This is a genomic window from Mucilaginibacter sp. SG564 (assembly GCF_013149275.1).
GTDB lineage: Bacteria > Bacteroidota > Bacteroidia > Sphingobacteriales > Sphingobacteriaceae > Mucilaginibacter.
Window position 1 is genome coordinate 382,025 of sequence record NZ_JABGNA010000001.1, and the last position, 15,337, is coordinate 397,361.

Genomic DNA, 15,337 nt, shown 5'->3' on the forward strand with positions numbered 1-15,337 from the left:
TTATTAAGATTTTATTAATGCCCGAGAGGTTATTTACTCCCAGTTAAATAAACCAATTTTCAATAACCCTAATTTCAATAGAGCATGAAAAGATTTTTCTGTATGCTGTTGGTATGTTGTATAACATGGAGCAGTTATGCCACGGCCACACACTTAAAAGGTAATAAATATACCATAGCTGCTGCGCCCGTCAGCGGTAAGGTTAAGGACAGTAAAGGCGTACCGCTACCCGGTGTATCGGTAAAAATAGAGGGAAGCAATACTGTGGCTTTAACCGATGTAAATGGGGGTTTTAAGATAGATGCGCCAGCTGGTGCTACGTTATTATTCACCTATGTGGGTTTCGAAGACCAGAAAGTTGTTTTGAATGGCCAAACTACTTTGGATATTACCCTGGCAGAGAAAACCATAGGCTTAAATGAGGTAGTAGCCGTAGGTTACGGTATTCAACAAAAAAGAGACGTGACCGGAGCGACCAGTACGGTTACATCTAAAGAGATAGCTAAGCGGCCCCTGGTTAGGGTTGAACAAGCCTTGCAAGGTACTACCGCAGGCGTAACCGTATCCAGTAACAGCGGTCAGCCCGGTACAGGCTTGAGTGTGAAAATACGCGGGGCCAACTCTATCACCGGCTCTACAGAACCTTTGTACGTTATAGATGGGTATATCGGAGGTAATATCGAATCTATAAGCCCGAGTGATATTCAGTCACTGGAGATATTGAAAGATGCATCCGCGACAGCTATTTACGGGTCACGAGGTGCCAATGGCGTGGTTTTGATCACTACCAAAACCGGTAAAATAGGCAAGCCGGTTATCAACATCAACACCTGGGTTAGTAAGGCAAGTGTTCCCAAAGAACTTGACCTGATGAATGCCTACGATTTTGCCCGGACGGTAAACGCACAATTTGCTACAACAGGAAACCCTCCCGCGTTTTCTGATGACGCTTTGAATAATTTTAAAAACAATCCGGGTACCGACTGGCAAAAAGCAGTACAGCAAAAGCCCTGGATAAGGAGTTACCAGGGTGATATATCAGGTGGTGGCGAAAATGTGAATTACCTGGTATCATTCAATCATCTTGATCAGCCGGGTTTGATCCTGAACCAGTATTACAAAAGAACCACACTGCGTGCCAACCTGGGTATCAAATTGAACGATAGGATGGACCTTAAAGTAAACCTGACCGCTTTATTACCACAAAGTCGTAACACCGGTTATTCGGGAGATATCACTGATCCGTTTGCGCAGGCTACCCAGTGGGATCCTACATCGCCCATACGTGATGCCAATGGTAATTATATTTTACGGGCACAATATGGGTCCATTCAAATAAATCCTGTGGCCCAGGCTAATAACCAGTTGGTTGATGTAAATACTACCAATATCACAGGTACCGGTGTGTTTATTTACCGCATCACCAACGATCTGACGCTTACATCTAATAATACCTATGAAAATCAATCACAGTTAACCCAAACGCTGTATGGGCCACAAACTGGCTTAGGTTTGGCCAATGGTGATTATGCTGCCGCGGCAACCGGCCGGTACCGTGCTTATCAAACCAGTGATTTCTTAACATACAAGAAAAAACTGGGTGATCATTCATTAACGGTTACCGCACTGTATGAGTTTCAGAATCATCAGAACACCAATATTAATGCGCAATCAAAAAATCTGTCAACTTATGCATTGGGTTATTATAACCTGGGTTTAGGTACCACCCAGCTCACCACATCTGGTTATTACCAGGACGCCTTGCAATCATTCATGGGTAGAGTAAATTATACTTATAAAGATAAGTATCTGCTGACTGCCAGTTTACGTTCCGATGGTTCGTCGCACCTTGTTCAAAAATATAGTACTTTCCCTTCTGTAGCTTTGGGCTGGAATGCAGCCCGGGAAAGTTTTGTTGAAAAATGGAACGTTTTCTCCGACTTGAAATTACGTGCAAGCTGGGGTAAAACCGGTAACCAGGCCGTAGCTCCCTATGCTACTATACCGCAGTACGTAACAGGTGGACCGGCCTATTATTTTGATGGCACAACCTCATCTATCACGACACCATTAGGCACACCGGTATCTAACACGCTGAAATGGGAAACTACTACTACCACGGATGCTGGTTTAGATATGTCGTTTTTTAAGGGCCGTTTAACATTTACGGTTGATGCTTATCATAAAAAAATCAGCAATTTGTTGTACGCCAAACAAGTGCCGTCCTATGATGGCGGTGGCACCTATCTGGCTAATATAGGCAGTTTGGACAATAAGGGTATCGAGTTTGCCTTAGGCGGAACTCCCTTAGCCGGTAAAGTGCGTTGGTCAACTAACTTTACTATTTCCTTTAATAAAAATAGGATAACCAGTTTAGGTGGCGATGATAATATTGTGGTAAATAACATCGGTTCGGCACAAACTGGTGTATCCATATTAAAAGTGGGCATGCCATTGGGCGAGTTTTATGGCTATCAATTTTTAGGTACCTGGAAAACAAACGAAGCTGCACAAGCTGCACAATTTGGTATGAAACCAGGGGATGCCAAATACACCGATGTTAATGGAGATCATAAATATACTGGCGCCGATTTGATGCCTATTGGTAATGGTACACCTAAGTACAGTTTTGGCTTTATTAATGATGTAAGCTATGGTAATTTTACCTTAAGCTTTATGTTCCAGGGAACGCATGGCAACCAGATCTATAGTGGTACCATTCCTTATACTTTAGGCGGTTTAGGTGATGCCCGTAATGCTACATCAACAACGGCATTAAATATCTGGACACCGACAAATCAAACGGACAACCCCACATTCAGTAGTACCAGCCAGAACTTTATCAACAGCAGTCGCTTTGTTTATAATGCAAGCTATATCAAGCTCAAAAACCTGTCATTAGGCTACACTATACCTACCAACGTTTTAAGTCGCGCAGGATTTAAAAGTGTTGAAGTTTATGTGAGCGGACAGAATATCTGGACGATCACCAAATACCCGGGTTATGATCCGGAAGTTTCTAACTCAACCAATGCTATTACGCAAGGCTTGGAAACAGGTGTTATACCCAACCCCAAGACCTATACATTGGGTTTAAGAGCCACTTTATAATTCACTAACCAATTGCTTTCTATATAAATTATAAAAGATGAAAACAAGATATTCCATAACGGTAGTTTTATTTTTGGCGACATACATATTCGGATGCAAAAAACAGCTTACCGAAGATCCCAAAGGTAATCTTACACCGCTTAATTACCTCAAAACACAGGCAGACCTGGATGCGGCTGTAGCATCTATTTATGCCAAATATGCGGTGGATGGCGCTTATGCATTTACCAATAAAAGTACTTCCTATTTCGGAGCCGACGATTTAACAACCGATCCCGGACTTAATAAGGGTGATATGCGAGCCTTTGATCAACTAAACGGCAGCAGCACCAACTCCAGTATGCTGGCTCAATGGAATGGCCCGTGGACGGCCATTTACCAGGCTAATAACGTAATTACCAATTACGCACAGGTAAATTCAACTGATGACCTGAAGCGTAAGGCGGCAGGACAAGCTTACTTTTTGCGCGCCTGGGGATATTACAACCTGGTGCGTACCTTTGGCGGTGTTCCTTTGGTTGATAAGTTGATCTCTGTGAACGACAGGCCACCACGTGCTAGCGTAGGCGATATCTATAATCTGATTGTAAGCGATCTAAAGATAGCGAAAAGCTGGTTGCCGGTTAGTTACAACGATCCTAAACAGATAGGAAGGGCTAACCAAATGGCTGCCAGGGCTATGCTTGCTGATGTATATTTAACTATGGCCGGCTGGCCACTAAAGCAAACAGCCAATTATGCCTTGGCAGCGTCTGAGGCTGATACTGTTATCCGATCCGGCGGCTATACGTTGATGAGCAACTATGCATCTGTGTTTACAACAAACAATAACTCCGAGTCTGTATTCGGGTTGCAGTTTAATGTCGGTGGTAGTTCACCAAATCGTACTTACGGAGCATCAAGTGTACCTTTAGATGAAGTGGCTGCCGATGGCTCAAGTGGCTGGGATGATTATTACCCGGAAATAAACTTCTTCCTTAACGCACCCAAGTGTGTCCGTACTGATGCTACTTTTTATACCACGCTTAAATTAAGACAGGGATCCGGTAGCAACGTTACCTTTAAATTGGTGCCATGGAACTCATCCGAAACGCATGCTGGTCACCCGTATTACAAAAAATTCAGGGCAGCATTGGGCGATGGGGTAGTTGAAACAGCAACCACACTGCAATCCATTAACCCGAGTACCAATAAAACTACTGACATTATCAGATACCCATTAGTGTTACTGGATTATGCTGAAGCACAAGCCATGTCGGCTGGTGGGCCATCGGCAGCAGCTTACGCGGCAATTAACCAGGTGAGGACGAGAGCGGGTCTGCCTAATCTGCAAACTGGATTATCAGCAACCGACTTTCAGAAAGCCGTAGTTAATGAACGCGCCTATGAATTTGCTGGTGAGTTTGGTATACGCTGGTTTGATATTGTGCGATTACAACTGCTTTCGGAAGTTATAGCAGCACGGGCAACCACTAATGAAAATCCTATCAACTTCACCGGCGATATAACCCAGCGTTATCTGGCGCCAATACCTCAAAACGATATGTACATCAATCCTTCCTGGTCACAAAACCCGGGTTATTGATCACGCAAACCTTATCACTATAAAAAATGCTTGTTCGTGCGAAAAACATGGACAAGCATTTTGAATACTAAAACAATAACCTAATAAACCTCATACAATTATGAAAAAAATACCCTTTGTAGTCATGTGTTTTTTAATGTTAAATGTAGCCGTCTACGCGCAAAGCAGGCATTCAAAAGTTACTCGTTATCCTACTTATCATGGTCTGGTGATGGCCGGCTACCAGGGTTGGTTTAGGGCCGAGGGTGATGGCACAAAATCGGCTTTCAGTCACTATTTTGCATCTGAAAGCCATTGCGGTGTTGATGCCTGGCCCGATGTAACCGAATATATCAATACTTATACCACACCATTTAAGCTTGCCGATGGCAGTAACGCCAAGTTATTTAGCTCTCATGATAAAAGTACAGTTGATCTGCATTTTAAATGGATGCAGCAATATGGTGTTGATGGTGTTTTTATGCAGCGTTTCATGGGCTATGCCAAAAACGTAAAAGATCGTCGTGAAACAGGTGTGGTTATTAAGAATGCGCTGGATGCCGCTTCAAAATATAACAGAGCCATTGCTATTATGTATGATCTTTCTGGACTTAATGCTACAGGCGAAGATTGTTCGGCTATTATAGCCGACTGGAAATACCTGGTTGATTCGTTAAAGGTGACCAACCAGCCCGGTAATAAAACATATCTGAATAACAATGGTAAACCTGTAGTGGCTATCTGGGGCCTTGGCTTTCCGGACAGGCCGTATAATACCCGCAATATTGGTATCCTGAAGTTGATAGATTTTTTGAAGAATGATCCGGTTTATGGTGGTTGCGCGGTGATGCTGGGTGTGCCAACTTTTTGGCGAGATCTGAATGCCGACTGTTTGAACGACCCTTTCTTGCATGAGGTAATCAAACAAGCAGATATCGTTTTACCCTGGACAGTACAGCGTTTTTCGCCCTTACTGCATAACGATATGGATCGCTACCGCGACTTGATGATGGGTGATATGCAATGGTGCAAAGCCAATCATTTAGAGTATGTACCCTGTGTTTATCCTGGCTTTAGCTGGCATAACCTCAGTACCTATGAGTTTCCGGATGATGTAAAACCTGTAGCATCTATACCAAGGCAGGGAGGACGCTTTTATTGGCAGCAGATATCTACCGCTTTGCAGGCCGGTGCATCCATGCTTTATGTAGCGATGTTTGATGAGGTTAATGAAGGTACCGCGATATTTAAAGTAACTGATAAACCACCTGTAAGTAACAGTGCCAAATTTATTGATATGGATGGCAAACCCAGCGATCATTATTTATGGCTAACCGGCGAAGCCGCTAAAATGTTGCGTAATGAAAAGCCGTTAAGCTATACCATGCCAGTACGCGCTAATTAATCATTACACCCCAAAGATTAATTAATAATGTTTGATAAATGATATTGCCAAAGCAGTATCATTTATCATTACGTAACTATCGAATGAAAATCCTTCTTAAATTCTTCGCCATACAGGGCTAAATATTCTTTATTGAAAGCTTGAAAGGTAGATTTGGCCAAGGAGTGTTTACCGAGGAACGATAGGGCTTTACACTTCATGGTCATAGCTTCTTCATTCACCAAGTCAAAATTAAATATGCAATTAGCCAGTTTGATCTGCATTTCCGGGTCGTTTTCCAGGTTTATCTGGCTTGCATATTGCAGCAGGATATCAATAATTTCGTTAGATAGATCAGATTTGATCTGGTCAAGCCATGGGTAATCAGCGCTGGGTAAAAAGCCGCCGCGTTGTGTAATTTCTATCAGCGCTGTTATTTTTTCCTCATTTATCGGTTTGCGATTAGCCATTAACTGCAAATAGTTATAGTAATCCACGTAAACCTCATTAAAATCAATTTCTATTTTCCAGTTACCGGTTTCTTTTGATAGGTGCACATACTCTATTTGGGTTAATAGGCTCCTGAGTTTGGATAAATTTGCCGAGCGGTTATTTTTTGCGCTGTTTTCCGATTTATCAAACCAAAGCAGTTCAATCAGTTTCTCAGGACTAATACCCCGACCAGATCTTAAACTATAAATCAAAATAACCAAGAATAGCTCTTTTATCAGCGAGGTAAACTGCCCTGTAATATCATCGCCTTTAAGGGTATAAAGTTTTAGGTCACCAAAAAGCAGGATGGTTCTTTGTGGGGGTGTAGTAATACCTGTCGCAGTAATTTCCTGAAGCAGCTTCGTAGGTGCTAAGTATTCTTCTGAATTAACTTTTCCGGTTGTATCCGAAATCTCCGGCTGTAATATGGATTTGCGTCGTTTATAATAAACAAAGCCGGCCACCGCGATGATGATCGATAAGAACCCGGCTATATAGTATTTGATACCGGATTTATTTGTTGGCAGAACTATGGCCAGCGGTTGCGCATCAGGAGGACTCGACAGCGTGAAAACACTCACGGTGGATACATTATCCATAGACCGGGCTAATGTCAGGGCAACAAATTGCTGCGTTAAAGGACTATAGTACAAATTGGCGAACGCATGTGTATCAAAAAAACTGAAGGGTATTTTACTGCTGATAGTGTGGTAGGAGGGCTGGTTCAATGAACCGATCATCAGTTGAAGATAGGTGTTATATTTATGGTTGGAGAAGGCCAGTGCCGTATAGGTTTGCGCTTTTTCGTCGATGATCATGGAGTTGGCCAGGGCAAAATCTTCATCAGGCGTTTTAAGGGTATAGATCTTTTTAAAAGTTTTGGCTTTTACGTCATATTTTACCAGGTCGTAAATATTCTTTGGGTTTAACATTTGCTGACCACTTAAACTGCCATACCCACCTAAAAAGTAAGCGTAGCGACCACTGTCTGTAACTCCGCAAGCAGCCAAATAACGAGGGCAAAAGCTGTCGCCCCCGGTATTTACCTCAGCCCATTTCCCCGTGGGGATATGATAGCGGTGTACATTATTTTTATAGGTAAGCTGCCCGTATCCGGCAACTACATATAAGGAGGTATCAGCAACAGAAAAAAAATTATTGGCGTGCCAGTAATCAATGATGGGAAAATAGGGTTCGTCCCTGTTCCAGATATGCGTATTGAAATTATAGGTTGCTACAGTGGCATTTTTGCGGTCGATATAGTAATTATACAGCCTGTGGTCATATATGTTATATACCGACTCATTACTGGGTTTGAGGTTAAACCGGCCGTTACCGTAGGCAGTAGCAGTTTGCTTGCCATTTTTAACCGAAATGCTCCACAAGGAGTCGCTGCCTATCACATACACTTCGGCAGTTAACGGATTAAAGGCCATGCTGGCCATACCCTGTGCCTTTACGGTTCTTATCTGTGCCCAGTTGTGGTGCTGGGCCCTGATCCAAAGCGGGTGATTTATAATGCCTTGCTGATTGTTTAATATATCATGCGCTATATATCCTTGCGCCTCATTTAAGGGCCAGTGAAAGCGAGGTTCGCCACCAACATCGATCCTGATATCCCTGAGCTTGAATGGGGGAGCGTCGGTGGTTTTAAAATTAGGATAGTTATTAATACCGAAGCATAGTTTATAAATGTCCTTTTTATTAAGGTGAGCATTAGGTTCTACATATGTATGTCCATTTACATTAAGCAATAGTTGATCATGATCAATATCAAACTCCAGCACCACTTTACTCCATTGGCTTAATAGTTGCTTTTGGGGGATATCAAATCCAATTTTAGTGAAACGATCGTCAACTACTAATTTAAAGTGATTATGGTCTGTGTCAGGACCATCTTCCACCATATCCCTTTTGTTATAAATGAGATCAATATTGCGGTTGCTGTTTTCGATGATACGAAAGATATATCCGAAATAATCGATCTGATCAGGTAAAAAAGAGATCTCAAAAGATAACCGGAAGTTTTGTGTGGGGGTAAATCCTTGTCCGGGGAAAAGATCAAGGCTGGTACGTTGATCGGCTACTACCTCATGACTGTAAAAGCCTAAACCATAAGATTGTTGCCCCCAGATTTTTAAGTGGCAAAGTATAATTATTAAGAAACAGGAAATGGTAAACTTATAGCAATAAGAGGGGAGTTTCATTAATAACTATATTAACAATTTTAATTGGTTTATTAAATTTTTCCTTAAAGTTTAAGTCAGATAAAATGACCTTCCCTTAGGTTTAGATATCGCAGAATCTATATACTCAAAATTAAAAGTATAAACTCACAATCACAACGTAGCGAACATATTTACAATAATGGCAATTTAATACATCCGGTACACTAACATGCGCTTATTATCAGTGAGTTATATTGTTTGATTAATGTTTGTTGAGGTTTTAAATTCTGGCTTTGTGTTGTAACGTGTTGATTGCCTTTGTTTTATGTAAAGTGAAATATTATTGTGATTTTTTGCTGGTTAAGGAATGTTTAAGGTTTCATTAAGGATTGCGGTTTATTTAGCGACACCAATTAGTCCAATTTTAAACCTATTAAATCTTAAACATGAAGAAACTTTTATGTATTCTGTGTTTAACATGGTCTGCGTTAAGCAGTTTTGCACAAAGCCATGTTATTAAAGGAAAGGTGATTGATGAAACCGGGGTTCCCTTGCCCGGGGTTACTGTCACCCTCAAACAAACCCAACGCCGTACGGCATCCGATAAAGACGGTATTTACGCCATTGATTTGGGAACTCTTAACAATAATGTGCTGGTATTTTCATTTGTAGGTTACCAGACCCAGGAAGTAAGTATTACTGGGAAAACGGTAATTGACATTAAGCTGCTGCCCGATTCCAAAGATCTCAGCGAGGTGGTGATCAGCGCGCTAAACATTCCCCGGGCAAAAAAATCATTAGGTGTTGCGCAACAAAGTGTAAACGTAAACGAGATGACAGAGGCTCGCGCGGGCAATATTGCCGATCTGCTTGACGGCAAGGTTTCCGGGTTACAGATATCAACCAGTGGCCAGCCGACGGGATCAACAAGGGTACAGATTCGTGGTGCTAATTCCATTACAGGTAATAACCAGCCGTTGTGGGTGGTTGACGGCGTCCCTATCGACAACAATGACTCCAATGGCCAGGTAGGTAACCTTGACTATGGCAATAATGCAGCCGACCTTAACCCCGATGACATTGAAAGCATCGAGGTGCTGAAAGGCCCGAATGCCGCGGCGCTTTATGGTTCAAAAGCCGCTAACGGAGCTATTTTGGTCACCACAAAAAAAGGCAAGAAAAATGCTGGCATGGGCATTTCAGTGAACAGCAACTACATGGCGTCAAGGGTATTGCAGTTTCCCGAATTTCAGAATGTTTACGGCGAAGGGGGGAACGGCCGGTTATCAGGTACGTTGGTAGGGCCATTAGGATCTGGTGTGATACAAGCCGGTACTGGTGGCGGTCGTAACTGGGGGGTACCCATGCTGGGGCAACCATATTTAACTTTTGACGGTAAACAAACCACCTACTCGCCAAATCCAGAAACGGTTACCGGGTTGTATAAGGTGGGAGTAGCATCATCACAAAACGTGGCTTTCAGTAACGCTACTGATAATTCAGCTATTCGTTTTTCTTATACCCGGTATGATGCTAATGATGTGGTGCAAAAGCAAAACCAGGTGGCTAAGAATAATTTTCAGTTAAGTACCAGCAAAGATTTTACCCCATTTATTAAGATCGAAACACGCCTCCAATATATACAGGAAAGGGTAACCAACCGTACCTATCGTAATGAGGATCCGGCAAACCCACTAAATTATCTGATCAACGCGGTAACCAGCATACCATTGAGCAGCTTGATCCCCTGGAAAGATGCCAATGGAAATGCTTTTAACGGAGGTGGTAACGGAGGGATTGAAAATCCATATTGGGATATCAATGAGAATGGTAACCAGGATGTGCACAATACCATTATCGGCGGGGTAACTGCTACGGTTAAGATTTTTAAAGATTTGCAATTTCGCGCACAGCAATCAGGTAATTTATTGTGGGGCAACCGGTATACTTTTATTCAGAAAGGCTCACTGTCCAACATTAACGGATCATATAACGAATTTCAGCAAAATAATAGGGTATGGAATACCGAAGGCTTGTTGATGTACAATAAACGGATCTCCGATTTTTCGATTGTAGCTAATGTGGGTGGCAACCTACGCAAAACAGATTATTACAATACCAGCGCTGGTACATCATCGCTGGCGGTTCATGATGTTCGCAGTTTGGCCAATACTACCAGTATTATTACGGCTAATGAATCTTTTTTAAGATCTCAGGTAAACTCCGTATATGGCACCGCCAATTTGGGGTATAAGGACTTTCTTTATCTTGACCTGACCGGCAGAAACGATTGGTCGTCAACGCTGCCTCCTGCAAACGCATCGTTCTTTTATCCATCGGCAAGCGCCAGCTTTGTATTTACGGAGCTTTGGAAAGGTATATCACCTAACTTTTTGAATTTTGGTAAAATTAGGGCGTCTATAGCACGTGTGGGTAATGACACAAGTCCGTACAATTTGTATAACGCTTTTGTAAACTCAGGCAACTTTAACGGTATTAATTATATGACGTTTGAGTCGCAACTAAAAAACAAAAACCTGAAACCGGAGCTCACTACCTCAACCGAATTGGGGCTGGAGCTGCACTTTATGAATAATCGCCTTAGCATTGATGCCGATGTTTATAAATCAAAAACTATAAACCAATTGCTTACCGGTAACACTCCACCCGAGTTTGGTTTTACTACGCAAATATTAAATGCCGGCGAGATTCAAAATAAGGGTGTGGAAGTTACGCTCACCGGAACCCCCATCCGCACCAAAAACTTTAGCTGGGATGCTACCTACAACTTCTCGCTCAACCGGAACCTGGTTAAGTCTTTAACTCCGGGTATACCATCTGTATACCTGGGTGGAGCGGTTACTGCAGGTGTTTATGCCGAGGTTGGTAAACCCATAGGTGTAATCAGGGCGCAGGATCAGGCCTATTCGTCAGATGGTTATGCCATCATTAATCAAACCACAGGGATACCTTATTTTACTTCTATAAATCCTATTGTAGGCTACGCAAGTCCGCGTGCTTTGATGTCATTTGGATCAAATTTTAGATATAAGAATTTCTCGTTTAACTTCCTGGTGTCAAGCCGTATTGGTGGTTCATTATTTTCCGGAACGGGATATCGTTACTTCATATCTGGTGTGGCGACACAAACGTTGGGCGGACGTGATGCCTGGCTATTTAGCGATGGCGTGTTAGGTGAAAATGCCAACGAGCAAACGGGTATAACCAGTATATATAACCTGCCATATCTGGCAGCTGGTCGTGTAAAAGGTTCCATTTACCCTGGTTACTATCCTGTATTGGGTAGTAACGGACAGCCTATTGTGGATGCCAACGGTAATTACGTAGCTAACTTGTCAGCACCAAATACCAAATATATCTCGCCACAAACTTATTGGCAACAAACTAATCATATATCGCATCTATACACCTATGATGCCTCCTATGTGAAGTTATCGCAAGTAATTGTGGGCTACTCATTGCCAGCAAGACTGCTCAGGGGTACGCCGTTCCGATTGGCTACGCTGTCATTAGTAGGGCGTAACTTGTGGACAATCTTCCAGAAAACGCCGCGCGGTATCGATCCGGAATCCGCTGCTTATTCGGGCAACGCCCAGGGACTTGAAGTGGGTGGATCGCTTCCTTATGCAACCTATGGTGCCGACTTAAAATTTTCGCTATAAAATCATGAAAAAGATCATCATATATTTAACGGTATTACTTGTTGCCTTTACCGTATCCTGTACCAAGGATTTTACCAAAATCAATACAAACCCGGCCAGTTTCACATCAGCAGCACCCGAAGCTGTTTTAACCAGTGCCTTTGTAAATACTATCAATAAGTTTGAATCCAACAATGTGGTTTATCTATGGGAATATTCCCATTTGATCGATCCTGTTGGTCGCTATATTGGTGGTGATGATGGTGGTGGCGCCACCTGGACCTTATTTTATGCCAATGTATTAGGTTCTACACGTCAGCTAAAAAAACTATACCAGGGCAATCCGGCCTATACCAATCGCATGGCTATCACCGATATATGGGAATGTTATGTATACACTTACCTAGTGGGTTGTTATGGCCCGATACCCTATGATAATGCAGGTAAAACAGACAACACCGATGTGGAATACAACGATGAAAATAGTATTTATACTTCGCTGCTTGCCCGTCTTAAAGCTGATGCTGCAACCATCAACACCTCCGGAGATAAATTTAATCCGGATGTGATATACAACGGCGATATGACCAAATGGATAAAATTTGCCAATACCCTACGCTTACGGATAGCTTTAACGGTACAAAATAATCTGCCCGATGTGGCTGCTGCTAACATCAAAGAACTGATGGGTAATGAAAGCACGCTGATTAGTTCAGAGGCTGATGATCCTAAACTAACCTATGGCACAGCTACAGGTAGCCAATCGCCTTATAACGTGATGTTGGTTCAGGGCACATCTTATCAAGGTACGGCTACGCCCGTTATGAGCGATTATGTGTTCACTTATTTCCGTTCCTATCATGATCCGCGTCTGGATGCTTATTTTAACAAGGCTGCAACACCTTTTAATATCCAGGATACGCTGACCAGTAAAAATGACAACCTGCATTATGTGGTTATTTATCCTATTCCGCACCTGGGGCAACCTAAATCACTCGCGCTATTAAGCCAATGGGGACTTCAAAATCCGCCTTTTGCCGGGTCTACGGTGCCGGTTAACTTTAGCACGCTGCCAGCAGCATTGACGGCTGCAACCAGGCCGTTTTATATGATGACCTATGCCGAGGTTTGCTTTATGAAAGCCGAAGCAGCCCAGCGCGGATACGGAGGTTCGCAAACCGCCGATCAGTATTACTATGCTGGCATCAACGCTAACTTTGCCTTTTGGGGATTAACGCCAGCTCAGGCTGCCGCCTACCAGGCGCAGGATGGTATTAAATGGAATACCGCGGGTAAAGGGTTTAACTATGATCTGGGTTTTATCAATACCAGTATTCCCGCCGATAACCTGACCAAAATATGGATACAGGAGTGGATAAACTTTTTTGACGATGAAGCTTTTGAGGCCTGGGTATTACAGCGTCGCACACGCAATTTAGTGCTGCCACCGCATACCAATCCAGGTAGCGTTAACGTCCTTACAACTTACTCTAACCTGAACGATCGTTGGGCTTATCCTATAAAGAATGAAGTGCAGAATAATCCAATAGGTTATGCCAACGGTGTAAAGTTACTGGGGGGGGCCGGCGATTATGTATTTACTCCCTTGAAGATAGAACCACAGTACACTCCAACTGATTGGACGAAGGCGCATGCGTTTGTAGATCTGAGTTTTGTGCAAAAATGGTATGGCAACAACATTGAAGATCTTACCGCGGCAGGTATCAAATACACTGTACTATCTACTTACTAATCAATGATAATAAAATGAAAAAGAGACACATATATCGCTACAGTCTGCTGCTATTGTTAATATCGGCAGGGTTATTTTCCTGTAAAAAAAACGATCCCAGTGTAAAAGATAATTTTTTAAACTATCAGATACCCGATGTTCCTGTAACTTCCAATTATACGGTAGGGGCGTTCTATTACACCTTTACTACACTTAATGCCAATGTTACGCAGATACCAACGGTTGGCAAATATGGCTATACCAACGGCTTGCCGCCTGCCGGAATAATGCAGCAACATATAGCCGATGCGGGAATAGCTAAAATTGATTATTTTATATTTTCGGTACGCTCTCCTACATTGGATAACAAAAACTACCTGGTTGATTCAACCACAGTGAACGCATTTTTAACAGCTCCAAACAGTGCGGGCATAAACTTTGCACTTTCCTATAACCTCAATACGGGGCTGCTGGGTATTACCAATTCTGGTGGTACTACGGGTAATGGCGTAACCATCGAAACTGACCCGGTAAAACTGGCTGCATTTTATAATGATTTTAAAAGGTTGGCCTTTTTTCTTGGCAAAACTAATTATCAAAAAGTTAACGGAAAATATCTGCTGATCATCAACAATGCGCAGGATCTGAATTCCAAAGATAACGTGGCTTTGTATAAACAACTCCGGGTTAATTTATCGATCTTGGGTTTTGATCTGTACATCGTAGGGATGCAAAACCGGTGGTCGCCGCCTGAGCGTTATTATTATCGTTTTCAAAACTGTACGGATGCTATGTATGAGGCCAACATGGGTGATGTGGCTGGAGATAATGACCGTTATTGGAATTTTCCCCAATATACCGATCAGAACTGGGCTTACTGGAAAAAGACCATCGAGGCCTGGAACATGGAATTTGTGCCTTGCGTAATGGGCGGTTACAATTACCAGATCAATAATCCAACTACCAATCAGCTCAGCGTTCAACGTACCGCTGATGGTAGCTGGTACAAAACATTTACCAATGTAGCCAAACGTAACGCCTCTAAAAGCAGGCTCATTTTTGTCGACTCGTTCAATAATTTCTCGGTCGATTCGCAAATTGAACCCACACAAGCTTACGGTAACACTTACCTGGATATTACTCGAAAGGCTTTTAAATTGAACTAAAATAAAGCAAGAAGCAGGCATGCTATTAGCATGTCTGCTTCTTGCTCATAGCATCCGG

7 protein-coding genes are annotated in these 15,337 nt (G+C 42.6%); 6 read left to right on the plus strand and 1 reads right to left on the minus strand.

Annotation, left to right across the window (positions count from 1 at the left end; translation table 11 throughout):
- Positions 1–84 precede the first annotated feature (84 nt).
- The 3 genes from FHW89_RS01365 to FHW89_RS01375 all read left to right on the plus strand — a co-directional run bounded on the left by FHW89_RS01365 (position 85) and on the right by FHW89_RS01375 (position 6,080).
- Positions 85–3,111, plus strand: a complete 3,027-nt coding sequence (locus FHW89_RS01365) for a TonB-dependent receptor (protein ID WP_172333214.1) — start codon at positions 85–87, stop codon at positions 3,109–3,111.
- Positions 3,112–3,148: 37 nt separating this feature from the next.
- The gene (locus tag FHW89_RS01370) at positions 3,149–4,696 is read left to right on the plus strand and encodes a RagB/SusD family nutrient uptake outer membrane protein (RefSeq protein WP_172333215.1); all 1,548 of its coding nucleotides are present in this window, start codon (positions 3,149–3,151) and stop codon (positions 4,694–4,696) included.
- 100 nt (positions 4,697–4,796) lie between these two features.
- On the plus strand, positions 4,797–6,080 hold the full coding sequence (locus FHW89_RS01375) for a glycoside hydrolase family 71/99-like protein (RefSeq protein ID WP_172333216.1): 1,284 nt from the start codon (positions 4,797–4,799) through the stop codon (positions 6,078–6,080).
- A gap of 68 nt (positions 6,081–6,148) precedes the next feature.
- On the opposite strand, the gene FHW89_RS01380 is transcribed toward FHW89_RS01375, so the two are convergent.
- Positions 6,149–8,758, minus strand: a complete 2,610-nt coding sequence (locus FHW89_RS01380; RefSeq protein ID WP_172333217.1) for a galactose oxidase — start codon at positions 8,756–8,758, stop codon at positions 6,149–6,151.
- A 407-nt stretch (positions 8,759–9,165) separates the two neighbouring features.
- Between FHW89_RS01380 and FHW89_RS01385 the strand changes: the two genes are divergently transcribed.
- Genes FHW89_RS01385 through FHW89_RS01395 form a run of 3 tightly spaced genes read left to right on the plus strand, consistent with a single transcriptional unit; the run spans position 9,166 to position 15,279 of the window.
- Entirely contained in the window at positions 9,166–12,402 is a 3,237-nt protein-coding gene (locus FHW89_RS01385) for a SusC/RagA family TonB-linked outer membrane protein (RefSeq protein ID WP_172333218.1), read from the plus strand.
- Between the two features lie 4 nt (positions 12,403–12,406).
- Positions 12,407–14,134, plus strand: a complete 1,728-nt coding sequence (locus FHW89_RS01390) for a SusD/RagB family nutrient-binding outer membrane lipoprotein (RefSeq protein ID WP_172333219.1) — start codon at positions 12,407–12,409, stop codon at positions 14,132–14,134.
- Positions 14,135–14,148: 14 nt separating this feature from the next.
- Positions 14,149–15,279, plus strand: a complete 1,131-nt coding sequence (locus tag FHW89_RS01395; protein WP_172333220.1) for a glycoside hydrolase family 99-like domain-containing protein — start codon at positions 14,149–14,151, stop codon at positions 15,277–15,279.
- Positions 15,280–15,337 lie beyond the last annotated feature (58 nt).